This is a genomic window from Naasia aerilata (assembly GCF_030296595.1).
GTDB classification, from domain to species: domain Bacteria; phylum Actinomycetota; class Actinomycetes; order Actinomycetales; family Microbacteriaceae; genus Naasia; species Naasia aerilata.
In genome coordinates this window covers 2718962-2743739 of sequence record NZ_AP027731.1, presented here as the reverse complement: position 1 = coordinate 2743739, position 24778 = coordinate 2718962, and the positions used below count along the sequence as shown (strand labels likewise).

Genomic DNA, 24778 nt, shown 5'->3' with positions numbered 1-24778 from the left:
TGCAGGGAGATCGATGTCCACGCTAGCGCCCCGCCCTCCGGTCCCTGACCGTGAGCTCGACGCCGTCGCGACCCTGCTCCAGGGTCGCACCGCGGCGGTCCTGACGGGTGCCGGCGTGAGCACCGACTCGGGCATCCCCGACTATCGCGGCGAGGGCGCACCCAAGCGCACGCCGATGACGTTCCAGCAGTTCCTCTCCGGTCCGCGGTTCCGTCAGCGCTACTGGGCGGGCAGCCACCTCGGCTGGCGGGTGTTCGATGCAGCGCAGCCCAACCGGGGCCACGAGGTGCTCGCGCGCCTGGAGGCGTCGGGTGTGGTCAACGGGATCGTCACCCAGAACGTCGACGGCCTGCATCTGCGCGCCGGATCCCGGCACGTCGTCGACCTCCATGGCGCCATGGATCGCGTCCGCTGTCTCGTGTGCGGGCAGACGTTCGCCCGCGGCAGCATCGCCGAGCGGATCGATGCCGCGAACCCGTGGCTCGACCGGCCCGAGTCGGTCGTGATCAACCCGGACGGCGACGCCGAGGTGGTCGGAGTCGAGGACTTCGTCGTGCCCGAGTGCACGGTCTGCGGCGGGATCCTCAAGCCGGAGGTCGTGTTCTTCGGCGAGTTCGTGCCGGTCGAGAAGTTCGCGGAGGCGAGCGCACTCGTCAAGCGCGCGGATGCGCTCGTGATCGCGGGATCCTCTCTCGCGGTCAACTCCGGAGTGAGGCTCCTCGATCTCGCCCGCCGGCGCCGCATGCCGGTCGTCATCATCAATCGGGGGCCGACGAAGGGCGACCGCAAGGCGACGGTTAAGCTGGAGGCCGGAACGTCGGAGACGCTCGAGGCCCTGGCCTCGCGTCTGGTCTGACCTCGCGTCTGGCCCGATCCTGCGCCCGGCCTGACGTCCGTCCCACCATCGGAGCACCCGTGACCCACCTCGTCCTCGTCCGCCACGGCCAGACCGACTGGAACCTGGAGGGGCGCATCCAGGGCTCGAGCGACATCCCCCTCAACGAGACGGGACGGCGGCAGGCACGGGAGGCCGGGGCCGAGCTCGCCGGCGAGCACTGGGACGCCATCCTGTCCAGTCCGCTGGGCCGCGCCCGCGAGACGGCGGAGATCATCGGCGCCGCGGTCGGCGTGCCCGACGTGCTGCTCGAGGACGCACTCCGCGAGCGGCACTACGGCGCCGCCGAGGGCCTGACGGGTCGGCAGACCGAGGAGCGCTTCGCGGGGCGCGTCCCGGGCCGGGAGAGCCGGGAGCAGGTGCTCGCGCGCGTGCACCCCGCGCTCGTCCGCATCGCGGAGGAGCGGCCGGGGCAGTCCGTGCTCCTCGTCAGCCACGGCGGCGTCATCGGCACGCTCGTGCGGCACGCGACGGCCCGGAGGTGGCCGGAGCCGGGCCAGCTGATCCCCAACGGCTCCGCACACCGGTTCGCCTATCGCGACGGCGCCATCCACCTCGTCGAGTTCAACGGCCGCGCGTGGACCGTGCCCGAGCGCGACCTCGAGCCGGACGCCGCCGCGAGCTGAGCCGTCAGCGGCCGCGGCGCCGTCCCTGCCGCGCCCCGACCGCCAGGTCCTGCAGGAGATCCGCGAGCACCTCCGCCGACGCGTCCCAGCTGTAGGCCGCCGAGCGGACGAGCGCCGCGGCGGAGCGCGCCGCCCACTCCCCGGAGCCTCGAGAGCACGGACCGCGGCGGCGAACGCGGCCGGGTCCGTCGGGGGTGCATAGAGCGCCGCCGCGCCGCCGACCTCGCGGAAGATCTCGATGTCGCTCAGCACGCAGGGCGTGCCGACGCTCATGGCCTCCACGACCGGGATGCCGAAGCCCTCGTCGAGCGACGCGGACACCGCCGCGGTGGCCTCGAGCAGGGCCGCGCGGTAGTCCTCGTCGCTCGCGCCGTCGTGGAAGATCAGCCGCGCCTCCGGCGCGAGCGCGGTCAGGCGCTCCCGCTCCCCCGCGGGCACCCTGCTCATCAGGTGCAGCTCGTAGTCAGGCAGCAGTGCGGCGGCCCGCACCAGGATGTCGACGTTCTTGTAGCCGATGAACGCGCCCATGTAGACGAGAGAGCGGCGCACGGGCGCGGTGCGCACGGGCACCGGCTCGGCGCCGAGGTCGGCGGCGTTGGGAACGACCGTCACAGGCCGGCGGGTCAGCCGGTGCTCGGCCATGAGGCGCTTGGTGGTCCCCGACACCGTCACGACGGCATCGGCGCGGTTCAGCAGCAGCCGCTGCGGCCACCAGGCCAGGTGGTACACGCGCCACAGTCCGCGCACCCACCAGGAGAACTGGGTGGGCGGCGTGCGGTGCCGGTAGTAGATGAGGTCGTGCAGCGTGAGCACCAGCCGATAGCGCCGCCCGAACGAGCCCGTGGTCTGCATGGGGCTGAACACCACATCCGGCTCCGCGTCGTTGACCTGACGAGCGACGAGCGGCTCCAGCGGGCTGGTCGGCGATGAGACGCGGTGCCAGGGCAGCCCGGCCGGCAGGAGCTGCAGCTGGCGCGGGTCGCTGACGAGCAGCGTGATGGGCATCCGGCGGGCCAGTGCGGCGACGATCCCCGCCGAGTACCGGCTGATGCCGTCGTGCCGCCCGTCCACGCGCACGTACCGGCAGTCGACGGCGATGCGCGGGGGCGGGGCTCGTCCGAGGGGCGCTCGCCGCGCAGGAACCGCTCGATTCCGGCGGCCGCCGCATCCGGCACCTCGTAGTGGATGAGGTGCCCGACGCCCGGCAGCACCGTGAGGCTCGCGTCGGGGAACAGATCCCGGAGCCGGTACTGGTCGGCCACCGGCGTGATGTCGTCCCGCTCCGCGGCGATGAGGTGGACCGGGATGCCGATGCGGGCGGCGAACTCGCTGACGTCGGCGCCGACGGAGGCGCGGAAGGCCTCGAGCACCACATCGCGGTTCGCGAACGCGCCGAAGAACCGGTCGTGCTGGTTGTGGATCCAGCGCCGGAGCGTTCGATCCCGCGTCTTCGCCATGGTGACGCTCATCCCGCGCGTCACGGCGCGCCACCGCAGGAGGCCGAAGCCGATCCGCTCCGGAAGGCGGGCGCCGAGCCAGTAGTAGAAGACCGCGAGCCGGGTGCCCACCGCATTCGGCCCGGACAGAGCGGGCGAGGCGATCGGGTTGATGAGGACGGCGCGGGGGCGGGAAGCCCGCCCGCGAGCGCGCCGGCCACCACGATGGTGCCGAACGAATGGCCGAGGAGCACCGCCGTCCCGCGGATGCCGAGCGCCTCGAGAAACCCGGAGAGCCAGGCCGCGTAGCCGGCGATGTCGTGGGTGCGGGACAGAGGCTCGGACTCGCCGAAGCCGGGAAGGTCGGGCGCGATCACGCGCAGCGCCGGGTCGTCCGCGCGCAGGTAGCCGACGATCGACTCGAGGCCGTGGTGATCGCCGCGGAAGCCGTGCACGGCGACGACGGTGACGGGTGCTTCGGCCGGCCCGTACTCCCAGTAGCGGGTCCGTGAGCGGAGCACCTGGACCTCGGCGGAGCGGCCCTCGGTCGCGATCGGATGCGGCGACGGGAGTACCTTCATCGCGCACAGTCTACGGGCGGCGCAAGGGGTCCCCACGGCGAGAATCGCGTCGAAGCGCGACCCTAGGATGAACAGGACCTGTCGCTGAGAGGACTGCCAGTGAGCTTCACCGCCCCGATCACGCTGCCCGGACTTGCCCTGGACACGCAGTGGTACCGACGAGCGGTGTTCTACGAGGTGATGGTGCGATGCTTCGCCGACAGCAACGGCGACGGCACGGGCGACCTCGGCGGCCTCATCTCGAAGCTCGACTACCTCCAGTGGCTCGGCATCGACGCGCTCTGGCTGCCGCCGTTCTACCAGTCGCCGCTGCGTGACGGCGGCTACGACGTCTCCGACTTCAAGGCCGTGCTCCCGGAGTTCGGAACGCTCGACGAGTTCCGCGAGCTCGTCACCAAGGCCCACGAGCGCAACATGCGCATCATCATGGACTTCCCGCTCAACCACACCTCGGACCAGCACCCCTGGTTCCAGGCGTCGCGGGAGGACCCCGAGGGTCCGTTCGGCGACTTCTACGTGTGGAGCGACACCGACCAGAAGTACGAGAACATCCGCGTCATCTTCGTGGACACCGAGGAGTCGAACTGGACGTTCGACCCCGTCCGGCGCCAGTTCTTCTTCCACCGGTTCTTCTCCCACCAGCCCGACCTCAACTTCGAGAACCCCGCGGTGCAGGAGGCGGTGTTCGACATCGTCCGGTTCTGGTTCGACATGGGCGTCGACGGCATCCGGCTCGACGCGATCCCGTACCTCTTCGAGTCGGACGAGGGCAACGGCGAGGGCGAGCCGCCCACACACGACTACATCAAGCGCCTCCGCCGGATGGTGGACCTCGACTACCCGGGCCGGATGCTCGTCGCGGAGGCGAACCAGTGGCCCCGTGAGGTGGCCGCGTTCTTCGGCACCGAGGAGGAGCCGGAGTGCCACATGGCGTTCGACTTCCCCGTCATGCCGCGCATCTTCTACAGCCTCCGTTCGCAGACGTCCGAGGAGCTCGTGAAGATCCTCTCGGAGACCACCGACGTGCCGTCCGGTGCGGCGTGGGGCGTGTTCCTCCGCAACCACGACGAGCTGACGCTCGAGATGGTGTCCGAGGAGTACCGGCAGGCGATGTACGGCTGGTACGCCTACGACCCGCGCATGCGCTCCAACATCGGCATCCGCCGCCGGCTCGCGCCCCTGCTCGACAACTCGCGCGCCGAGCTGGAGCTGGCCCACGCCCTCCTGTTCTCGCTGCCGGGCAGCCCGTTCCTCTACTACGGGGACGAGATCGGCATGGGCGACAACATCTGGCTCGCCGACCGCGATGCCTCGCGCACGCCCATGCAGTGGACGCCCGACCGCAACGCGGGCTTCTCGTCCGCCGACCCCGGCAAGCTCTATCTGCCCGTCGTGCAGTCGCTCGTGTACCACTACTCGCTCATCAATGTGGAGGCGCAGCTCGCGCAGTCGCGCTCCCTCCTGCACTGGGTGCGCAACGTCATCCACGTGCGGAAGGCCCACCCCACGTTCGGCCTCGGCAGTCTGCACGTGCAGGAGACCGACCACGAGTCGGCCCTCGCGTTCGTGCGGTCCTACGACGGCAGCGGGCACCGGTTCGGGGATCAGCCGGAGAGCATCCTCTGCATCTTCAGCTTCGCCCACAACCCGATCTCGGTCACGATCCAGCTGCCCGAGCACGCGGGCGCCCAGCTCACCGACCTGTTCGGCGGCGGATCCTTCCCGTCGATCGCCGGCGACGGCGCGGTCACGCTGACGCTCGGCACGCAGAGCTTCTACTGGCTGAAGATCGGCGACGCCACCTCCTGACCGAGCACGTTCCGGCCCGGATGGCGCGTTCCGCCGTACCTGTCGGGCCGGAACGCACTCGTCGCCGAGCGGTCTGAGCGACGCGCGGGGCCGTGCCCGGGTCCCGTCGGAGGGCGTACCTAGGCTGACGGCGTGACGAGCATCGACCCCCGACGCCTCCGCGACGCCAGCCTCCCGGAGTTCCCGCTCTTCGAGCTCGAGGACGCCGAATCCGCTCCGGCGGAGAGCGTCGGCACCTCGTCCGCGGGGGCCGCGATCGGGTCGGCCGCGACCGGGCCCCGGGCCTCGAGTCGGCCGGGACGACGCGCTCAGCCGGCCGCCGCTGCCGTCTCCGAGCCGGCCGCGCCCGCCTTCGACTCTGCGCCCTCCATGGTGTTCGACGGTGCCCCGGACGCTCCGCCGCCGCTCATGGACGTCGAGGTCGCCCAGATCGTCGTCGAGGCGGAGGAGGCGCTGCAGGGCGCCGCCCTGCTGCCCGAGTGGGTGGGCGCCGTGGGCGTCTTCGACCTCGAGACGACCGGTATCGACACGGACACGGCCCGCATCGTCAGCGCTTCCGTCGCCGTCCTCGACGACTGCGGTGTCGTCGTGGAGCGGAAGGACTGGCTCGTCGACCCCGGCGTGGAGATCCCCGCCGGCGCCGCCGCCGTCCACGGGATCTCGACCGAGCGCGCACGCCGGTACGGCCGCAACTCCGCCGAGGTCGTGGCCGAGATCCTCGCCGCGATCCGGTCCATCGAGCGCCGCGCACTCCCCTCGTCATCTACAACGCGCCGTACGACCTCACGCTGCTGGCTCGCGAGGCGGAGCGCCACGGCCTGGAGCCGCTCGACGGACGCGGTCACGTCATCGACCCGCTCGTCCTCGACAAGGCGCTCGACCGGTACCGCAAGGGCAAGCGGACGCTCGAAGTGACAGCCTCCGTCTACGGCGTCCAGCTGACCGACGCGCACGACGCGGCGGCCGATGCGATCGCGGCCGGCCGGGTCGCGCAGGCGATGGCCTCCCGCTACGCCGTCGAGCTCAACGTGGAGCTCGCTCGCCTGCACGCGATGCAGATCGAGTGGTGCCGCGAGCAGGCGGCGAGCTTCGAGCAGTACATGCGCCGCACGCGCGACCCGGAGTTCACCACCTCGGGCCTCTGGCCCTGCCGCTAGGCGCGGCGGAGCGACGCCGAGCGCATCCCGGGCCTCTTCGGCGTTTCCGGGCCGAAGCGGCGGCCCGCTTTGCCCGATTCGGCCCGCAATGCGTGGTCAGGACGCGACGCAGGGTTGCGGTCGATCGTCCTGGTCGATTTCGAGACGCCCGCTTCGCGGGCTCCTCAATCAGCGGTCAGCGGGCTGAGCCGGTGGAGCGGGAGACGCGGATCCTCAGAAACGACGAAGGGCGCCCCCGCAGGGAGCGCCCTTCGAAACGTGGTGCGGCTTACTTGCCGAAGTTCTTGTAGCGCGAGTTGAACTTCTCGACGCGGCCGGCGGAGTCCATGATCCGCTGCTTGCCCGTGTAGAAGGGGTGCGAGGCGGAGGAGATCTCGACGTCGATGACGGGATAGGTGTTGCCGTCCTCCCACTCGATCGTCTTGCCGCTCGAGACGGTCGACCGCGTGAGGAAGCTCTCGCCGGACGCGAGATCGCGGAAGACGACGGGGGCGTACTCGGGGTGAATGGCGGACTTCATGACGACGAACCTCTGGATCTGGATGGAGGGGAAACGGGAAATCTCTGGCCGAAGGGCCGACAGACAAGGATAGCAGAGGAAGCGCGAGCCTAGACGGCTCGAGCGGTGAAGCGCCCCTCGGTCTCCTGGACCTCCAGGCCGAGCCCGAACGTCTGCGACAGCTGCTCGGAGGTGAGGACGTCGCCGAGGGAACCAGCGGCGACGACGCCGCCGTTGGCGAGGAGCAGCGCATGCGTGAAGCCGCGCGGAATCTCCTCGACGTGGTGCGTCACCATGATGATGCCGGGCGCGAACGGCGAGCTCGCGTAGCCGCCGAGGAGCTGGACGAGCTCTTCCCGCGCACCGAGGTCGAGGCTCGCGGCGGGCTCGTCGAGGAGCAGCAGCTCCGGATCCGTCATGACGGCGCGGGCGATCTGAACGCGCTTCTGCTCGCCGTCGCTCAGCTCGCCGAAGCGCCTGCTCTCCAGGTGCCCGAGCTTCCACTCGGCGAGCACGCGCTGGGCGCGACGCACGTCGAGGTCCTCGTACTGCTCGTTCCAGCGTCCCGTCACCGAGTACGCGGCGGTGAGGACGACGTCGAGGACCGTCTCGGAGGCGGGGATGCGCCGGGCCATCGCGGTGGACGCGAAGCCGATGCGCGGACGCAGCTCGAACAGATCGGTTCCGCCGATGCGCTGGTCGAGCACGACCGCGGTGCCCCGGCTCGGGTGCAGAAAGGCCGCCGCGATCTGCAGCAGCGTCGTCTTCCCCGCGCCGTTCGGACCGAGGATCACCCAGCGCTCGGAGCTGTCGACGGACCAGTTGACCGAGTCGAGGATGGTGGTGCCCTCACGGGTCACCGACACGTCGGACAGCTCGAGCACGGTGGTCATGAAATCAACCCTATCCGCTCGCCCCGGGCCTCCCCGGCGTCAGCGACCGGCGAGAACCGTGGCGTAGAGGGCCCGCGTCTCCTCGGCGATCCGGCCCCAGCCGAAGTGCTCCTCAGCGCGTCGTCGGCCCGCCTCTCCGTAGCGGCGGGCGGCTTCCGGATCCGAGACGACCTCGGTCAGAGTGGCCGCCAGATCGGCGACGAACCGGTCCGGATCGACCGGTGTCCCGGTGCCGTCCTGCAGTTGCTCGATGGGCACGAGCCGGCCGGTGACGCCGTCGTCGACGACCTCGGGGATGCCGCCCGTGGCGGTGCCGACCACCGCGGCGCCGCACGCCATGGCCTCGAGGTTCACGATGCCGAGAGGCTCGTAGACGGACGGGCACACGAACGTCGTGGCCGCCGTGAGGATCGTCGTCAGCTCCGTGCGGCTGAGCAGCCGGTCGAGCCAGACGACACCTGTTCGCTCCTGCTGCAGCGCCTTCACCGCCCCGCTCACCTCGGCCATGATCTCGGGGGTGTCCGGTGCGCCCGCGCACAGCACCAGCTGAACCTCAGGCGGGAGCTGCCGGGCCGCCCGCAGCAGGTACGGCAGGCCCTTCTGCCGGGTGATCCGGCCGACGAAGACGACGGACGGGCGATCCGGGTCGACGCCGAGCTCGCGGAGCAGCTGGTCGTCGTGGCTGGGACGCCACTCGTCCAGGTCGATGCCGTTGTAGATGACCGAGACGCGGCTCTCGTCGAGCGCGGGATAGGAGCGCAGGATGTCCCGGCGCATGCCCTCGCTGACCGCGATGACGGCGTCGGCCGTCTCGAAGGCCTCTCGCTCGATCCAGCTCGAGACCCGGTAGCCGCCGCCCAGCTGCTCGGCCTTCCACGGTCGCAGCGGCTCGAGGCTGTGCGCCGTGAGCACGTGCGGGATGCCGTGCAGCAGCGAGGCGATCCGCCCCGCGGCATTCGCGTACCAGGTGTGGGAGTGGACCAGGTCGGCGCCGGCGGCGTCGGCGGCCATCTGCAGGTCCACGCCGAGGGTGCCCAGCGTGGGGTTCGCGGAGGACAGCTCCTGCGGGACGCCGTAGGCGAAGGTGCCGGGCTCGTCGCGGGGCTTGCCGAACGCACGGACCACCACCTCGATGTCCCCGCGCATCGCCCGGACCAGCTCGGCCACGTGGACACCCGCTCCGCCGTAGACCTCCGGCGGATACTCCCTGGTCAGCAGATCGACTCGCACAATGCCACGGTAGTCCCCTGGGTTCACGCGCCGCACGGGTTGCGCGACGTCGCGCGAGCGCCGCAGCGGCGCCCTTCCCGCCCCTCGGAAGGGGACGTCGCCGAGGGGGCGGCGGCCGTTCCGGAGCGGGGGCGCCCACCAGTAGGGTGATGCCATGGCATCGAAGAAGATTTTCGGCATCGTTCTCGCAGGCGGTGAAGGGAAGCGGCTGATGCCATTGACCGCCGACCGTGCCAAGCCGGCGGTCCCCTTCGGCGGGACGTACCGCCTCGTGGACTTCGCGCTGTCGAACCTCATCAACTCCGGCATCACGCAGATCGTGGTGCTCACCCAGTACAAGTCGCACAGCCTCGACCGGCACATCGCCGAGACGTGGCGCCTGTCGGGCCTCCTCAACTCGTACGTCGCCTCCGTGCCCGCGCAGCAGCGGCTCGGCAAGCGCTGGTACACCGGGTCCGCCGACGCGATCCTGCAGAGCCTCAACCTCATCAACGATGAGGAGCCCGACATCGTTGTCGTGGTCGGCGCCGATCACGTCTACCGCATGGACTTCGATCAGATGATCGATGCACATGTCGAATCCGGCATGGGCGTGACGGTCGCCGCGATCCGCCAGCCGCTGTCGCTCGCCGACCAGTTCGGCGTGATCCAGACGAACCAGCGCCGCCCCACGCGCATCTCGAAGTTCCTCGAGAAGCCGAAGAACGCGCGCGGGCTGGCCGACTCCCCGACGAGGTCCTCGCCTCGATGGGCAACTACGTCTTCAACACGGATGCGCTCATCGACGCGGTGCGTGCCGACTCCACCCTCGAGGGCTCGAACCACGACATGGGCGGCGACATCATCCCCGCCTTCGTCCGGCAGCAGAACGCGGCGGTCTACGACCTCAACCGCAACGTCGTGCCGGGCGCGACCGACCGCGACCGCTTCTACTGGCGCGACGTGGGAACCATCGAGTCGTTCTTCGAGGCCCACCAGGACCTCATCGCTGCGCTGCCCGTCTTCAACCTGTACAACCAGGACTGGCCGATCTACACCCAGCAGGTCAACTCGCCGCCGGCGAAGCTGGTCCGCGACTCGCACGGCAACACCGGCACCATGGTCGACTCGATCGTCTCGCTCGGCTCCGTCATCTCGGGAGCGCGCGTCGAGCGCAGCGTCCTCGGGCCCTGGTCGATCATCGAGTCGGGCGCGGTCGTGACCGACTCCGTGCTCTTCGACCGCGCACGGGTCGGACCCGGCGCCGTCGTCTCCCGGACGATCCTGGACAAGAACGTCTACGTCGAGGCCGGTGCCCGCATCGGCATCGACGCGGAGCGCGACCGTGAGCGCGGGTTCACGGTGACCGACACGGGGATCACCGTGGTGGGCAAGGGAGAGCGGGTATCCGCGTAGCAGCCCGGCACCTGGTGGTGCTCGATGTCGACTCGACCCTCATCGAGAACGAGGTCATCGAGCTCCTCGCCGAGGCCGCGGGCAGCCTCGAGCGGGTCGCGGACATCACCGAGCGCGCGATGCAGGGTGAGCTCGACTTCGAGCACAGCCTGCGCGAGCGGGTCGCGACCCTGAAGGGGCTCCCGGTCTCCGTCTTCGACGACGTCCGCGGTCGTCTGACGGTCACGCGGGGGTGCCGGAGCTCATCGCCGCCGTGCACGCCGCGGGCGGGCTCGTCGGGACGGTGTCGGGCGGCTTCCACGAGGTCCTCGATCCGCTGGCCGAGGGGCTGGGACTCGACCGCTGGCGCGCCAACCGGCTGGAGGTCGCCGACGGGCGGCTGACCGGGCGGGTGTCCGGCGAGGTGGTCGACGCGGCGGCGAAGGCGGCCACGCTCATGGAGTGGGCCGACGAGGCCGGCATCCCGCTCGACTGCACGGTCGCGGTCGGCGACGGCGCCAACGACCTCCCGATGATGGCGGTGTGCGGCCTGTCGGTCGGCTTCGACGCCAAGGCGCCCGTGCGGGACGTCGCGGACATCCTCCTGGATGAGCGGGACCTCAGCATGCTGCTGCCCCTGCTGGGCCTGCGCGGCTGAGGAGGCGGGCCCGCCCTTCGGCGTTCGCCGCCTGTTGACGGTGCGGGATGAGTGCGGCTCAGTGCCCCATGCCGAGGCCGCCGTCAACCGGGATCACGGCACCCGAGACGTAGGCCGCGTCGTCCGAGGCGATCCAGGCGACGACCTTCGCGACCTCGTCCGCGGATGCGAAGCGCCCCGCCGGAATCGACTTCTTGTACTCGGCCTGCTGAGCCTCGGGCAGCGCCGCCGTCATCTCCGTCTCGATGAAGCCGGGAGCGACCACGTTGGCGGTGATGCCGCGGGCGCCGAGCTCACGCGTGAGGGAGCGCGCCATCCCGACCAGCGCGGACTTCGACGACGAGTAGTTCACCTGGCCGGCGCCGCCGAAGAGTCCGACCACGCTCGAGATCAGGACCACGCGGCCGAAGCGGGCCTTGAGCATCCCCTTGGACGCGCGCTTGACGACCCGGAAGGCACCCGTGAGGTTGGTGTTCAGCACGGAGGTGAAGTCCTCCTCCGCCATGCGCATCAGCAGAGTGTCCTTGGTGATGCCCGCGTTGGCGACAACCACCTCGACGGGACCGAGCTCCGCCTCCACCTGGGTGAAGGCGGCGTCGACGCTCGCCGCATCGGTGACGTCCGCGGCGACGGTGAGGGCGCCCTCCGGACCGCCCATGCCGGACCGGGAGGTGACGGCGACCCGGTCGCCGCGACGGACGAACTCCTCGGCGATCGCGTATCCGATTCCCCGGTTGCCCCCGGTGATGAGAACCGTCCTGACGGTCACACGCACTCCTCGTCTCGGCCTGGACACCCAGCCTATGGCCGGATTCGGCGGCGTAGTGTTGAGCCCAGCCGATGAGCAAGCGCACGGATACACAGTCGATCACCTCGCTCCCCCAGTCACCCGACCAGGAGCGGCGCTCGCGTGTGCTCAAGTACACGATCGCGATGACGATCCGGACGCTCTGCGTCGTCTCCCTGCTGTTCGTGCAGGGGTGGTGGATGGCCGTCGCCATCGTCGGAGCGATCGTCCTCCCCTACTTCGCGGTGGTCATCGCCAACGTGCACTCGAAGCCGGAGCAGGCGGCGCCGGTGCTGCGCCCGGGCGCGATCATCCCCCTGCCGCCGACGAGCATCGGCGACGAGCGGACCGAGCGCCCGCAGGCGTCGTGAGCGGCGCCTCGTCCGGGGAAGCCAGAGAGCCGCTCGTCTGCTCGCGTGCGGGCTGCTCCTCCCCCGCGACCGCCCGTGTCGAGTGGCGCAACCCGCGCATCCACGACGCCTCGCGGCGGAAGGTGTGGCTCGCGTGCGAGGAGCACCGCGACTACCTGCGGGACTACCTCGCCGCTCGTGACTTCCCGGTCGAGGTGGTCGACGCAGTTCCGGAGGCCCGGTCGTGAGCCGCTGGCGGTTCGTGCTGTCCGCGCGCTGGTTCCGCTACCTGCTGCTCGTCCTGCTCTTCGCGGCCGGCTGCGTGGGGCTGGCCGAGTGGCAGCTCGCGCGCCACGACGAGAAGGTCGCCGAGATCTCGCGCATCCAGAACAACTACGACGCGGCGCCCGTGCCACTCGAGGACCTGCTCGAGGAGCCCGGCAGCTACCGGGAGAGCGACGAGTGGCAGCCGGTCGCGCTCACCGGCGAGTACCAGACCGAGAACCAGCTGCTCGTCCGCAACCGGCCGAGAGACGGCGAGTCCGGCTTCGAGGTGCTCGTGCCGTTCCAGGCCGATAGCGGCCGCATCTTCCTCGTCGACCGCGGCTGGGTGCCGATCGGCTCCGATCCGGCTGCCCCGGACGCCGTGCCCGCGCCGCCGGAGGGCACCGTGACCGTCGTCGCGCGGCTCAAGGCGGGCGAGCCCAGCGTGCCCGGCGGCACGACGTCGAGCGGCGTCCTGGCCTCCATCCAGCTGAGCGAGGTGTCGCGGCTCCTCGACGAGCCGATCGAGCCGAGCGCGTACGGACTGCTGGCCCATGAGGATCCCGCGCCGGCCGAGCGTCCGCTCCCTGCGGCGCGACCGGAACTCGACGAGGGCCCGCACCTCTCCTATGCGTTCCAGTGGGTCGCGTTCGCCCTGCTGGGGTTCTGCGGCCTCGTGTTCGCGATCCGCCAGGAGTACCGGTACCGCAACTCCGACGACCCGGATGAGCAGCGCAAGGCCGCGGCCCGGGCCGCGCGGCGCACCGCCCGCCGCACCGACGCGGACGAGGAGGACGAGCTCCTGGACGCCGCCCGCTGAGGATCACGCGAGGTGGCAGTTGTTGCTGCCACCTCGGCGCGGAAGGGACAACAAGTGCCACTTCGGCAGGGAGTGAGGGCGAAGCGCCCCTGGTCCTTGGGCGGTCCTGGAAGAGCGACCGAATTCTCCGGTGGGCGCCGGGTGGTGGCTTAAGACGATGGGCGGATGGTCGGCTTTCGTGCGCACGTCGCGTTGGCGCTGTGCCGGGCGCGCCCCGTGACGCCGAGCGCGCATGCGCTGCATCGAGCGCGCCCCGTGACGCCGAGCGTGCGCGCCCGCTCATCGAGGGCGCCCCATGACGACGAGCGTGCGCGTCCGCTCATCGAGCGCGCCCTGAGACGCCGAGCACGCATGCGCTGCATCGAGCGCGCCCCGAAGCACCGAGCGTACCGCGTATACGGGGTGCGCTCGGTGGCACGGGGTGCGCTCGACGGGAAGGCCGCGCGCTCGGTGCGTCGGGGTGCGCTCGGTGGCATCGACCCCCATGCCGGCGGAGCGGTACGGGTGGGGGCCGCATGGCGCGGCGTCTTAAGCCCGACCAGCACGCCGTTACGAGGTCGGTCGCTCCGTCCGACCGTCCGCACAGGTCGGGCGCATCGCGGGACGCACGACTTGCCAGAGAATCACGCTTCGAGGCCTCGCAACCGTGATTCTGTGGCAAGTCGCTCGTGCCCGCGGCCTCCAGCACCGCCGAGGTGGCAGTCGTTGCTGTCACCTCGGCGCTGAAGCGACAACAAGTGCCACCTCGGCGGCATGCGGAGCGCTACGCGAGGGAGATGAGGTCCGCGTAGTCCTTCGTCCAGAGGTCCTCGGTGCCGTCCGGCATGATGAGCACGCGCTCGGGGTTCAGCGCCTCCACGGCACCCTCGTCGTGGCTCACCAGGACGACCGCGCCGGTGTAGCCGGCCAGCGCACCCAGAATCTCCTCGCGGCTCGCGGGGTCCAGGTTGTTGGTGGGCTCGTCGAGCAGCAGGACGTTCGCCGACGACACCACGAGCATGGCGAGAGCGAGCCGCGTCTTCTCGCCGCCGGACAGCACGCCCGCCGGCTTGCTCGTGTCGTCGCCGGTGAACAGGAACGAGCCGAGCACGCGGCGTGCCTCGGTCTCCGTGAGCGTCGTCGAGGCCGTCATCATGTTCTCGAGCACGGACCGCTTCACGTCGAGCGTCTCGTGCTCCTGCGCGTAGTAGCCGATGCGGAGGCCGTGTCCGGCCTCGATGACGCCCGTGTCCGGCTTGTCGACGCCCGCCAGGATCCGCAGCAGCGTCGTCTTGCCTGCGCCGTTGAGTCCGAGGACGACAACCTTCGACCCGCGGTCGATGGCGAGGTCGACGGCCGTGAAGATCTCCAGCGAGCCGTAGTTCTTGCTGAGGTCGTTCGCCATGAGCGGCGTCCGGCCGCACGGGGCGGGATCCGGGAACCGCAGCTTGGCGACCCGGTCGGCCACGCGGACCTCCTCGAGCCCGGACAGCAGCTTCTCGGCACGGCGGACCATCTGGTGGGCGGCCGCAGCCTTGGTGGCCTTGGCGCCGAACTTGGCGGCCTGAAGCTGGAGCACGGACGCCTTCTTCTCGGCGTTCGCCCGCTCCTTCTTGCGCCGCTCCTGGTCCGCCTCGCGCTGCTTGAGGTACTGCCGCCAGCCCATGTTGTAGATGTCGATGACCGACCGGTTCGCGTCCAGGTAGAACACGCGGTTGACGACCTCGCCGACCAGCTCGATGTCGTGGCTGATCACGATGACGCCGCCGGGATAAGTCTTGAGGAAGTCCCGCAGCCACACGACCGAGTCCGCGTCGAGGTGGTTGGTCGGCTCGTCGAGGATCATCGTGTCCGCGCCGGAGAAGAGGATGCGCGCGAGCTCGATGCGCCGGCGCTGGCCGCCGGAGAGCGTCTTGAGCGGCTGGTCGAGGATGCGGTCGGGCAGGTTGAGGTTGCTCGCGATCGAGGCCGCCTCGGCCTCGGCCGCGTAGCCGCCGAGCGCGAGGAACCGGTCGTTGAGGTTGCCGTACTTCTTCATCGCACGGTCCGCGACCTGCGGATCCTCGCTCGCCATGTCGAGCCCCGCCTGCTCGATGCCGAGCAGCAGCGAGCCGAGGCCGCGAGCATCGAGGATCCGCGTGCGCGCGAGCTCCTCCGGGTTGCCCGAGCGCGGGTCCTGAGGGAGGTAGCCGATCTCGCCGGACCGGTCGATGCGCCCGCCGGTCGGCAGGGTCTCCCCGCGAGCGTCTTGGTCAGCGTGGTCTTCCCCGCGCCATTGCGGCCGACCAGACCGATCTTGTCGCCGGCGGCGACACGGAAGTTCACGTTCTGCATGAGGACGCGTGCTCCGATGCGGATCTCGAGATCGTGCACGGCGAGCACAGGAAACGTCCTTTACTTCAGGAGGAGGGGGATCATTAGCGGAAAACCGCGGCCCCCTAGTATAAATTCCGCCGCCGACCGTCCGGTCCGCGGCGGATCGCCGTCTCCAGGAGAAGCATGTCCTCGGTCTCGCTCGCCACCCGCCGCCCCGTGCTCGCCGACCGGGTGATCCCGCGGAGCCTCCTGGCGGATGCCGCTCTCGTCGTCGCGGGCGCCGCGCTCACCGCCGGGCTCGCCCAGGTCGCCGTGCCGCTCTGGCCCGTCCCGATCACCGGCCAGACCCTCGCCGTGCTCCTGGTCGGCGGCACGCTCGGCGCGGTGCGCGGCACGCTCTCGATGGTGCTCTACGCCGCAGTTGGCGCCCTCGGCCTTCCCGTGTTCAGCGACGCGTCGAGCGGCCTGGGCACGCTCCTCGGCCCGACCGGCGGCTACATCGTCGGCTTCGTTCTCGCCGCCGCCCTCACCGGGTGGCTGGCCGAGCGCAAGTGGGACCGCAAGCTCCTCGGCGGGATGGTGAGCTACCTCGCCGGCTCCGCGATCGTGTTCGCGGTGGGTCTCCCTGGCTCGCGTTCACGCTGGGCCTCGACCTGCAGCAGACCCTTCAGGCGGGCCTCTACCCGTTCGTCCTCGGCGGCGTGATCAAGGCGGCGATCGCCGCGGGCGTCATCCGCCTGGGCTGGTTCGCGGCGGACCGCGCCTCCCGCTGACCGCTTCTCCTGACTGCCCACCAGGCGCCGATGATCAGCGCACCCTCACCGACATGCCCAGTTCTGCGGCAACTCGATGCTGAGTTGCCGCGGAAGTGGGCAACTCGACGGGCGAACTAGATCGAGAAGCCGATCGCCCGCATCATCTCGCGGCCGTCGTCGGTGATCTTCTCCGGGCCCCACGGCGGCATCCACACCCAGTTGATGCGGAACCGCTCGGCGTGCCCGTCGAGGGCCTGAGCCGTCTCCTCCTCGATGACGTCGGTCAGCGGGCAGCCCGCGGACGTCAGCGTCATGCTGATGAGGAGCGCGTCGTTCTCGTCGTCCCAGTTGAGGTCGTAGATGAGGCCCAGGTCGACGACGTTGACGCCGAGCTCCGGGTCGACGACATCCTTCAGCGCCTCGGTGATCTCGTCGTAGCGCTCGGGGCTGAGCGAGACGGCGGCCATCAGAGCACCACCGTGTCGGGCAGGAAGCGGTCGTAGCCCTCGTCCTCGAGGCGCTCGGCGAGCTCGGGGCCGCCCTCCTCCGCGACGCGTCCGGCGACGAACACGTGGACGAAGTCCGGCGTGATGTAGCGGAGGATGCGCGTGTAGTGAGTGATGAGGAGGATGCCGAGGCCCGTCGCAGCCTTGGCGCGGTTGACGCCCTCGGACACGATCTTCAACGCGTCTACGTCGAGGCCCGAGTCGGTCTCATCGAGCACGGCGAACTTCGGCTTGAGCAGCTCGAGCTGGAGGATCTCGTTGCGCTTCTTCTCGCCGCCCGAGAAGCCCTCGTTGACGTTGCGCTCGGCGAACGTGGTGTCCATCCGGAGGCGCTGCATCGAGTCGCGGACATCCTTGATCCAGCCGCGGATGGGCGGCGCCTCGCCGTCGATCGCGGTCTTCGCGGTGCGCAGGAAGTTGGAGTTGGTGACGCCCGGGATCTCGACGGGGTACTGCATCGCGAGGAAGAGGCCCGCGCGAGCGCGCTCGTCGACGCTCATCGCGAGCACGTCCTCGCCGTCGAGCGTGATGCTGCCCCCGTCGACGGTGTACTTGGGGTGGCCCGCGATCGCGTAGGCGAGGGTCGACTTGCCGGACCCGTTCGGGCCCATGATCGCGTGGATCTCGCCCTCGTTGATGGTGAGGTCGACGCCGCGCAGGATCTGCTTGCTGCCCTGGTCGGTGTCGACGCTGACCTGCAGGCCGGAGATCTGAAGTGTGGACATGGGGTGTACCTCTGCTTGCTGGCGGGCGGCGCTCAGGCGCCGGCCTGCCGGGGGTGGGATCGATGTAGACGTCGTCGTCGACGATGCTCACGCCGAAGACGGGGACCGGCTCGTACGCCGGAAGAGAGAGCGGCTTGCCGCTGCGCAGGTCGAACTTGGAGCCGTGGGCCCAGCACTCGAGGGTGCCGTCCTCGACGAACCCCTCGGACAGCGAGATGTCGCCGTGCGTGCAGGTGTCGCCGATGGCGTGCACCTCGCCCGAGCTGTCCCGGACGACGGCGATCGGGATGCCGTCCACGACAACCCGCGTCGCCGTGTCGGTCGTGAGGTCGCCGGCCGCGCACACGCGGACGCCGGTCACCGTCCGCCCCCGGCGAGCTCGACCTCGATGGCGTCGTGCAGGCGCTCCTCGAGCGCGGGCACGCCGATCTTCTGCACGATCTCGGCGAGGAAGCCGCGGACGACAAGGCGGCGGGCCTCGAGCTCGGTGATGCCGCGCGCCCGCAGGTAGAACAGCTGCTCGTCATCGAAGCGTCCGGTGGCACTCGCGTGTCCGGCGCCGAGGATGTCGCCCGTCTCGATCTCGAGGTTCGGGATGGAGTCGGCGCGCGTGCCCTCGCTGAGCACCAGGTTTCGGTTCTGCTCGTAGCTGTCCGTGCCGGTCGCGTCGGGGCCGATCAGGACGTCGCCGATCCACACGGTGCGTGCGCCGGCACCCTGCAGCGCACCCTTGTAGTTGACGCGGCCGCGCGTGTTCGCGGCCTTGTGGAACAGGAAGACCTGCTGCTCGAGGTGCTGGCCCGCGTCCGCGAAGTAGACGCCGAGCAGCTCGCCGTCGGCGCCGGTCCCGGCGAGCGTCACCGCGGGGTTCACCCGGACCACGGCCCCACCGAAGGACACGACGACGTGCTTGAGCGTCGCGTCCCGGCCGACCTTCGCGAAGTGGGTCGCGACGTAGCGGGCGTCGTCGTCGAAGTCCTGCACGGTGACCACCGTGAGCTTGGCCGAGTCGCCGACGAGGATCTCGACGTTCTCGCTGAGGTGCGCGGGTCCGGAGTTGTCGAGGATGACGACCGCGTCACTGAACGGCTTCGCCTCGATGATCGTGTGCGCGGCCTTCGGAGCGGAGCCGAACGCGTCGCGGCCGATGGTCGCCTCGCGGTGCTCCTCGCCCGAGAGGGTGATCGCGAGCGCGCCCTCGAACCTCGTCCACGCGTTCGCGGACGCGCGCTCCTCCGGGATGCCGGCGAGGCCCACGCGCGGGTCGGCGCGGGTCACCCACGAGACGTCCACTCCGTCGACCTCGGTCGCGGTGTAGTCGTAGCGGTTGCCGTCGAGCGCGCCTGCGATGAGGTCGCCGAGGCGATCCACCGGGGTCAGCTTCCAGCTCGCCTCGCGGCCGGTGACCTCCGGGAAGTCCCGGACGTCGGCCGAGGTGAAACGCTCGTTGCGGGTCTGGATGGGGACGGAGGCGTGCCGGCTCGTCGCGTCGGCGATGATCGCCGGACGCGTTCCCGTTCCCGTGACCTCGACGGCGGTGTCGCCGGAGGGGGTCGCGAGGGTGGTGATCTCCGTGCCGCTGTCCGTGGTGCTGCTGTCCGTCACCTAGCCGACGCTGCCTTCCATGCCCATCTCGATGAGCTTGTTGAGCTCGAGTGCGTACTCCATGGGGAGCTCCCGCGCGATCGGCTCGATGAAGCCGCGGACGATCATGGCCATCGCCTCGTCCTCCGGCATGCCGCGGGACATCAGGTAGAACAGCTGCTCCTCGCTCACGCGGGAGACCGTCGCCTCGTGCCCGAGCTGCACGTCGTCCACGCGGATGTCGATTGCGGGGTAGGTGTCCGAGCGCGACTTCGTGTCGACCAGCAGCGCATCGCAGCGGACGGTGTTCGCGGAGTGATGTGCGTTGGCGTCGACGCGGACCTCGCCGCGGTAGCCGGCCCGGCCTCCGCCGCGGGCGATCGACTTGGAGACGATCGACGACTGCGTGTACGGCGCCATGTGGATCATCTTCGCGCCCGCGTCCTGGTGCTGGCCGGGGCCGGCGAACGCGACGGAGAGTGTCTCGCCCTTGGCGTGCTCGCCCACCAGGTAGATCGACGGGTACTTCATCGTCACCTTGGAGCCGATGTTGCCGTCGATCCACTCCATGGTCGCGCCCTCGTGCGCGATCGCGCGCTTGGTGACCAGGTTGTAGACGTTGTTCGACCAGTTCTGGATGGTCGTGTACCGGACGCGCGCGTTCTTCTTGACGACGATCTCGACGACCGCGGAGTGCAGCGAGTCCGACTTGTAGATCGGCGCCGTGCAGCCCTCGATGTAGTGGACGTAGCTGCCCTCGTCGGCGATGATCAGCGTCCGCTCGAACTGGCCCATGTTCTCCGTGTTGATGCGGAAGTAGGCCTGCAGCGGGATCTCGACGTGCACGCCCTTCGGCACGTAGACGAAGGAGCCGCCCGACCACACGGCCGTGTTGAGGGCCGCGAACTTGTTGTCGCCGGACGGGATGACAGTGCCGAAGTACTCGTCGAAGAACTCGGGGTGCTCGCGGAGCGCCGTGTCGGTGTCCATGAAGATGACGCCCTGCGCCTCGAGGTCCTCACGGATCTGGTGATAGACGACCTCGGACTCGTACTGCGCGGCGACGCCCGCGACGAGGCGCTGACGCTCCGCCTCCGGGATGCCCAGCCGCTCGTAGGTGTTGCGGATGTCCGCGGGAAGCTCTTCCCAGGTGGTGGCCTGCTTCTCGGTGGAGCGCACGAAGTACTTGATGTTGTCGAAGTCGATCTCGGAGAGGTCGGCACCCCACATCGGCATCGGCTTGCGCTCGAAGATCGAGAGCGCCTTCAGCCGGTTCTTGAGCATCCACTCCGGCTCGTTCTTGAGGCGCGAGATGTTCTCCACCACCTCGGGCGAGAGGCCGCGTCGCGCGGTCATCCCCGCCGCGTCGGTGTCCGACCAGCCGAATTCGTACTGGCCGAGGCTTGCGAGTTCCGGGCGGTCGATCAAGACGTCGGACATGTGTACCTCTCTTCCGTCAGGGGCAACCGGACCTGTCGTCCGGGCATTCCCTCACACAACGTTCTGGGGCGGCTCACCGGGCCTTCTCTGGTCCCGCGGCTCTCGTGCCTAGACTGAACACCACCTCGGGAGGTCTCCCGATATCGACGCTGACGTGCCATCTTGCACGGGCGGTGATCGCAACTCGTTCAATGGTACAGGGCTCGTTTACCGGGCGAAAGGCAAGCCGGTGGCCGTAGACACCAGGGTCGAAGCGCCCTCCTCTCCTTCCCTCCGCGACCGGCTGCTGCCCGCCGAGCCCATCCGGTGGACCCGGGTGCTCGCGTGGGCGAACCTCGCGCTGCAGGTCGTCATCATCGGGACAGGCGGGCTCGTGCGGCTCACGGCATCCGGGCTCGGCTGCCCCACCTGGCCGCAGTGCACCGCCGACTCGCTCGTCACGACGCCCGAGATGGGCATCCACGGGATCATCGAGTTCGGCAACCGGCTCCTCACGTTCGTGCTGGTCGCCGCGGCGGTCCTGCTATTCCTCGCGGTCGTCCGCACCGCGGCCACGGGGCGCCGCCTCGTCGTGCCCGCCCTGCTGATCGGGCTCGGCATCCCCGCCCAGGGCATCATCGGCGGCATCAGCGTGCTCACTCAGCTGAACCCCTATGTCGTTGGGCTGCACTTCGTCGTGTCGATCTCGCTCGTCGCCGCATCCACCGTGCTGGTGTGGCGCCTCTACCACCCCGTCGCGTACCGGTACGACGTCGTGCCCTCCTCCACGCGCATCGCCGCGTGGGTCACCGGCGCGCTCGCGCTGCTCACGATCCTGGTGGGGATCCTCACCACGGGCTCGGGCCCGCACGCCGGCGACCGCGCCGCGGTGCGCAACGGCCTCGACCCGGAGCTCCTGCAGCACGTGCACAGCTGGCCCGCCTACGCCCTCTTCGCGCTGAGCCTCCTGATGCTCGTCCTCAGCCGCCGTGCTCCCCTGCTCCGCCGGTGGGTCATCGCGCTCCTCGCCGTGGAGGCCGCGCAGATCGCCGTCGGCATCACCCAGGCGCGCAGCGGACTGCCGGAGGGCCTGGTCGCGACGCACATGGTGCTCGCCTCCCTGGTCGCGGCCGCCGCCACCGCGGTGATCCTGGCGACGCGTCAGCCCGCCGGAGTGCGCTCCCTCCGCTAGGCGGGACTTTGGGTCGCGCCCGGTGTCGGAGGCGGCGAGTAGCATCCGCGCCATGCCGTTCCTCGAGGCCGTGGACCTTCGGGTCACCTACCATCCGCGCAAGGCCCCGGAGGTGCGCGCGCTCGACGGGCTGAGCCTCGACGTTCCCCAGGGCACCGTCTTCGGGCTGCTCGGCCCCAACGGGGCGGGCAAGTCGACCGCCGTGAAGGTGCTGACGACGCTCATCCGCGCCGACTCGGGCACCGCGACGATCGACGGGATCGACGTGCGGCACGACCCCGATGCGATCCGCCGGCGGATCGGCGTGGCCGGCCAGTACGCCGCGGTCGACGAGAACCTCAGCGCGCTCGAGAACCTCGACATGGTCGGCCGGCTCTACCACCTGAGCGCCGCGGACTCGAGGCGGCGGGCAGCGGAGCTCGTCGACCACTTCGACCTCGGCGAGGCGAAGAACCGCCCTGTGAAGGGCTTCTCGGGCGGCATGCGACGTCGCATCGACCTCGCGTGCGCCCTGGTCATCGCCCCCGCCGTGCTGTTCCTCGACGAGCCGACGACGGGGCTCGACCCGCGCAGCCGCATGGACATGTGGGAGGTCATCGAGCGCCTGTCCGCGAGCGGCACGACCGTGCTCCTCACCACGCAGTACCTGGAGGAGGCGGACCGGCTCGCGGACGACATCGCCGTGATCGACCACGGGCGCGTCATCGCACGCGGCTCCGCCGACGAGCTCAAGGCGCGCATCGGCGGCCAGCGGATCCAGCTGACCCTCGTCTCAGAGGCCGACCTCCCGGCAGCCACCGCCGCGCTCGAGCGCGTCGGCACGGGCGCGCCCGACGTCGCGGCCGACGGGCGCGCGGTGAGCGTCACCGTCAGTCAGGGAGCACCCGCGCTCGCGGAGGTGCTGGCCCAGCTCGGCGAGCAGGGCGTCGAGCTGCACGACGTGGGCATGCAGAGGCCGACCCTCGACGACGTCTTCCTCCGGCTCACCGGGCGGGCGACGGAGGACGGCGACGAGGAGACGAGGAAGGCATCATGACGGTCGAGGCCACGCGCATCCTGGGGACGATCGACTCCGCCCCGGTCCCCCGGACCCCGTCTCCGCTCGCCGCGTGGTTCTCGGACGGCTGGATCGCGACCCGGCGCAACCTGCTCAAGATCCGCCGCGTGCCCGACGTGCTCGTCTTCACGACACTGCAGCCGATCATGTTCGTGCTGCTGTTCAGCTACGTCTACGCCGGCTCGATCGACATCCCGGGCTCCGACTACAAGGAGTTCATCATGGCCGGGATCTTCGCCCAGACGGTCGTGTTCGGTGCGACCTGGTCCGGCTACGCGACCGCGCAGGACATCCGGGACGGCATCATCGACCGGTTCCGCACCCTGCCGATGCGGCGGTCGGCGGTGCTCGTCGGGCGCACCAACGGCGACCTGCTCATCAACAGCATCTCGATGGTCGTGATGATCCTCAGCGGACTGCTCGTCGGCTGGCGCGTCCGGTCCAGCCTGCTCGAGGGCCTAGCCGGGGTGGCGCTCCTGCTCGGCTTCGCCTACGCCCTGTCCTGGGTGTTCGTCTTCATCGGCCTCACGGTGCGCAGCCCCGAGATCATCAACAACGTCTCGTTCATCGTCCTGTTCCCGCTGACCTTCATCTCGAACGCGTTCGTGCCGAGCGAGAACCTGCCCACGCCGCTGCGGATCTTCGCCGAGTGGAACCCGGTCTCCGCTCTGGTGCTCGCTGCCCGGAGGCTCTTCGGGAACGTCCCGCCCGGCATGCAGGTCGGCGACACGTGGCCGTTGCAGAACCCCGTCGCCGCCGTGCTGATCGGGATCGTCGTGCTGCTCGCGATCTTCGTCCCACTGTCGATCCGCCGGTTCGCCCGCCTGGGGAGCCGCGCGTAGGTTCCAGGATTTCGAGACGCCCGCTGCGCGGGCTTCTCAATCCCCGGCCGGGTGATCCTTGGACGCGCCTCGGGCGATCAGAACGGCAGCAGCGGGTCGATCGCGACCGCGAGGAAGAGCAGCGTCAGGTAGCTGATCGAGGCGTGGAAGACTCGCATCGGGCGAGCCTCCTCGCCGCGGATGGCGAGTCCGTAGAGCCGGTGCGTCTCGTAGATGAACCACGCGCCCGACGCGGCCGCCGCCAGCGTGTAGACGAGCCCCATGCTCGCGACGGGCACGAGCAGCAGCGAGCACGCTACCGTCGCCCAGGCGTACAGGATCGTCTGCAGGCCCACCACCTGGCGGGACCGCACGACGCCGAGCATGGGCACGCCCACCGACTCGTAGTCGTCGCGGTACTTCAGGGACAGCGGCCAGTAGTGCGGCGGCGTCCACAGGAACACGACCATGAAGAGGATGAAGGGGGCCCAGTCCAGGCTGCCGGTGACGGCCGCCCAGCCGATCAGCACCGGGAAGCAGCCGGCGATGCCGCCCCAGATGATGTTCTGCTCGGTGCGGCGCTTGAGCCACAGCGTGTAGACGAAGACGTAGAAGAGAATCGCGGCGACCGAGAGCACGGCGGCGAGCCAGGTCGTGAAGGCGAGCAGCCACACGGTCGACACCGCGCCGAGCACCCAGGCGAAGACAAGCGCCTCACCCGGCGTCACCTCCCCCGTCACCAGGGGTCGCCGCTTGGTGCGGTGCATGACCGCGTCGATGTCGCGGTCGATGTAGCAGTTGAAGGCGTTCGCCGACCCCGCGCTGAGCGCTCCGCCGAACAGCGTGGCGAGGATCAGCCACGGGTTCGGGATGCCGTTCGCCGCCAGGATCATCACCGGCGCGGTCGTCACGAGCAGCAGCTCGATGACCCGAGGCTTGGTGAGGGCGAGATAGGCCCGCGCCTTGGTTCGGAAACCGACGGATCGACGCTCCGCGCCGACCCGCTCCTTGCCCTCTACCGCTGTGCTCACCGCGGTCGATTCTA

The 24778-nt window shown here is 70.2% G+C and carries 20 protein-coding genes and 7 pseudogenes; 14 read left to right on the top strand and 13 right to left on the bottom strand.

Annotated elements, in window-relative coordinates:
• The first annotated feature begins 13 nt into the window (after window positions 1–13).
• Both QUE51_RS14295 and QUE51_RS14290 read left to right on the top strand, forming a co-directional pair.
• Entirely contained in the window at window positions 14–856 is an 843-nt protein-coding gene (locus QUE51_RS14295) for a Sir2 family NAD-dependent protein deacetylase (protein WP_286277019.1), read from the top strand.
• 59 nt (window positions 857–915) lie between these two features.
• The gene (locus QUE51_RS14290; protein ID WP_286277018.1) at window positions 916–1521 is read left to right on the top strand and encodes a histidine phosphatase family protein; all 606 of its coding nucleotides are present in this window, start codon (window positions 916–918) and stop codon (window positions 1519–1521) included.
• A 4-nt stretch (window positions 1522–1525) separates the two neighbouring features.
• Here the strand turns inward: QUE51_RS14290 and QUE51_RS14285 are convergent.
• Window positions 1526–2619: pseudogene (locus QUE51_RS14285) on the bottom strand (glycosyltransferase family 4 protein).
• Window positions 2620–2657: 38 nt separating this feature from the next.
• Window positions 2658–3538 (bottom strand): annotated as a pseudogene (locus QUE51_RS14280) (alpha/beta fold hydrolase); the annotation flags it as partial.
• A gap of 99 nt (window positions 3539–3637) precedes the next feature.
• On the opposite strand from QUE51_RS14280, the gene treS reads away from it, so the two are divergent.
• From treS to QUE51_RS18445, 3 genes are all read left to right on the top strand, one after another.
• Window positions 3638–5347: a maltose alpha-D-glucosyltransferase gene (gene treS / locus QUE51_RS14275; RefSeq protein WP_286277017.1), complete on the top strand. Its 1710-nt coding sequence runs from the start codon at window positions 3638–3640 to the stop codon at window positions 5345–5347.
• A 132-nt stretch (window positions 5348–5479) separates the two neighbouring features.
• Window positions 5480–6262 carry a 3'-5' exonuclease family protein gene (locus QUE51_RS18450; RefSeq protein ID WP_434017211.1) on the top strand — a complete coding sequence of 261 codons (783 nt, stop codon included), beginning with the start codon at window positions 5480–5482 and terminating at the stop codon, window positions 6260–6262.
• Window positions 6259–6504 (top strand): 3'-5' exonuclease family protein, encoded by a 246-nt coding sequence (locus QUE51_RS18445; protein WP_434017210.1) that lies wholly within the window; start codon window positions 6259–6261, stop codon window positions 6502–6504. The genes QUE51_RS18450 and QUE51_RS18445 overlap by 4 nt, the downstream gene beginning before the upstream one ends.
• Before the next feature lie 268 nt (window positions 6505–6772).
• On the opposite strand, the gene QUE51_RS14265 is transcribed toward QUE51_RS18445, so the two are convergent.
• The 3 genes from QUE51_RS14265 to glgA form a co-directional block, all read right to left on the bottom strand.
• The gene (locus QUE51_RS14265; RefSeq protein WP_286277016.1) at window positions 6773–7024 is read right to left on the bottom strand and encodes a type B 50S ribosomal protein L31; all 252 of its coding nucleotides are present in this window, start codon (window positions 7022–7024) and stop codon (window positions 6773–6775) included.
• An 89-nt stretch (window positions 7025–7113) separates the two neighbouring features.
• Window positions 7114–7896, bottom strand: coding sequence for an ABC transporter ATP-binding protein (locus QUE51_RS14260; RefSeq protein WP_286277015.1), 783 nt, complete (start codon window positions 7894–7896; stop codon window positions 7114–7116).
• Window positions 7897–7935: 39 nt separating this feature from the next.
• Window positions 7936–9126, bottom strand: a complete 1191-nt coding sequence (glgA, locus tag QUE51_RS14255) for a glycogen synthase (RefSeq protein ID WP_286277014.1) — start codon at window positions 9124–9126, stop codon at window positions 7936–7938.
• Window positions 9127–9280: 154 nt separating this feature from the next.
• Here glgA and glgC point away from each other — a divergent pair.
• Together glgC and serB are read left to right on the top strand one after the other, a co-directional pair.
• Window positions 9281–10521 (top strand): annotated as a pseudogene (gene glgC, locus QUE51_RS14250) (glucose-1-phosphate adenylyltransferase).
• Window positions 10512–11158, top strand: a pseudogene (gene serB, locus QUE51_RS14245) (phosphoserine phosphatase SerB). Before glgC ends, serB begins: the two co-directional pseudogenes overlap by 10 nt.
• 58 nt (window positions 11159–11216) lie before the next feature.
• Here serB and fabG read toward each other — a convergent pair.
• Complete coding sequence (gene fabG / locus QUE51_RS14240; protein ID WP_286277013.1) at window positions 11217–11927, bottom strand: 3-oxoacyl-ACP reductase FabG; 711 nt, start codon at window positions 11925–11927, stop codon at window positions 11217–11219.
• 71 nt (window positions 11928–11998) lie between these two features.
• Between fabG and QUE51_RS14235 the strand changes: the two genes are divergently transcribed.
• From QUE51_RS14235 to QUE51_RS14225, 3 genes are read left to right on the top strand one after another with little or no spacing between them, the layout of a single operon-like run.
• Window positions 11999–12316, top strand: coding sequence for a DUF3099 domain-containing protein (locus QUE51_RS14235; protein ID WP_286277012.1), 318 nt, complete (start codon window positions 11999–12001; stop codon window positions 12314–12316).
• Window positions 12313–12543, top strand: coding sequence for a hypothetical protein (locus QUE51_RS14230; RefSeq protein WP_286277010.1), 231 nt, complete (start codon window positions 12313–12315; stop codon window positions 12541–12543). Before QUE51_RS14235 ends, QUE51_RS14230 begins: the two co-directional genes overlap by 4 nt.
• On the top strand, window positions 12540–13379 hold the full coding sequence (locus tag QUE51_RS14225) for an SURF1 family cytochrome oxidase biogenesis protein (protein ID WP_286277009.1): 840 nt from the start codon (window positions 12540–12542) through the stop codon (window positions 13377–13379). Before QUE51_RS14230 ends, QUE51_RS14225 begins: the two co-directional genes overlap by 4 nt.
• Before the next feature lie 763 nt (window positions 13380–14142).
• Here the strand turns inward: QUE51_RS14225 and QUE51_RS14220 are convergent.
• A pseudogene (locus QUE51_RS14220) lies at window positions 14143–15740 on the bottom strand (ABC-F family ATP-binding cassette domain-containing protein).
• A 117-nt stretch (window positions 15741–15857) separates the two neighbouring features.
• Between QUE51_RS14220 and QUE51_RS14215 the strand changes: the two are divergent.
• Window positions 15858–16447, top strand: a pseudogene (locus tag QUE51_RS14215) (biotin transporter BioY).
• Window positions 16448–16563: 116 nt separating this feature from the next.
• Here the strand turns inward: QUE51_RS14215 and QUE51_RS14210 are convergent.
• From QUE51_RS14210 to sufB, 5 genes and pseudogenes are all read right to left on the bottom strand, one after another.
• Window positions 16564–16896 carry a metal-sulfur cluster assembly factor gene (locus QUE51_RS14210; RefSeq protein WP_286277008.1) on the bottom strand — a complete coding sequence of 111 codons (333 nt, stop codon included), beginning with the start codon at window positions 16894–16896 and terminating at the stop codon, window positions 16564–16566.
• Window positions 16896–17660, bottom strand: coding sequence for a Fe-S cluster assembly ATPase SufC (gene sufC / locus QUE51_RS14205; protein ID WP_286277007.1), 765 nt, complete (start codon window positions 17658–17660; stop codon window positions 16896–16898). The genes QUE51_RS14210 and sufC overlap by 1 nt, the downstream gene beginning before the upstream one ends.
• A 52-nt stretch (window positions 17661–17712) precedes the next feature.
• A pseudogene (locus QUE51_RS14200) lies at window positions 17713–18021 on the bottom strand (non-heme iron oxygenase ferredoxin subunit); the annotation flags it as partial.
• The gene (locus QUE51_RS14195) at window positions 18018–19160 is read right to left on the bottom strand and encodes a SufB/SufD family protein (protein WP_286279409.1); all 1143 of its coding nucleotides are present in this window, start codon (window positions 19158–19160) and stop codon (window positions 18018–18020) included. The pseudogene QUE51_RS14200 and the gene QUE51_RS14195, both read right to left, overlap by 4 nt.
• Window positions 19161–19265: 105 nt before the next feature.
• Window positions 19266–20684 carry a Fe-S cluster assembly protein SufB gene (gene sufB, locus QUE51_RS14190; protein ID WP_286277006.1) on the bottom strand — a complete coding sequence of 473 codons (1419 nt, stop codon included), beginning with the start codon at window positions 20682–20684 and terminating at the stop codon, window positions 19266–19268.
• Between the two features lie 229 nt (window positions 20685–20913).
• Between sufB and QUE51_RS14185 the strand changes: the two genes are divergently transcribed.
• Genes QUE51_RS14185 through QUE51_RS14175 form a run of 3 tightly spaced genes read left to right on the top strand, consistent with a single transcriptional unit; the run spans window position 20914 to window position 23754 of the window.
• Window positions 20914–21855, top strand: a complete 942-nt coding sequence (locus QUE51_RS14185) for a COX15/CtaA family protein (RefSeq protein ID WP_286277004.1) — start codon at window positions 20914–20916, stop codon at window positions 21853–21855.
• A gap of 52 nt (window positions 21856–21907) precedes the next feature.
• On the top strand, window positions 21908–22891 hold the full coding sequence (locus tag QUE51_RS14180; RefSeq protein ID WP_286277003.1) for an ATP-binding cassette domain-containing protein: 984 nt from the start codon (window positions 21908–21910) through the stop codon (window positions 22889–22891).
• Complete coding sequence (locus QUE51_RS14175; protein WP_286277001.1) at window positions 22888–23754, top strand: ABC transporter permease; 867 nt, start codon at window positions 22888–22890, stop codon at window positions 23752–23754. The genes QUE51_RS14180 and QUE51_RS14175 overlap by 4 nt, the downstream gene beginning before the upstream one ends.
• A gap of 77 nt (window positions 23755–23831) precedes the next feature.
• Here QUE51_RS14175 and QUE51_RS14170 read toward each other — a convergent pair whose 3' ends face one another.
• The gene (locus QUE51_RS14170) at window positions 23832–24764 is read right to left on the bottom strand and encodes a heme o synthase (RefSeq protein WP_286276999.1); all 933 of its coding nucleotides are present in this window, start codon (window positions 24762–24764) and stop codon (window positions 23832–23834) included.
• Window positions 24765–24778: the final 14 nt, after the last annotated feature.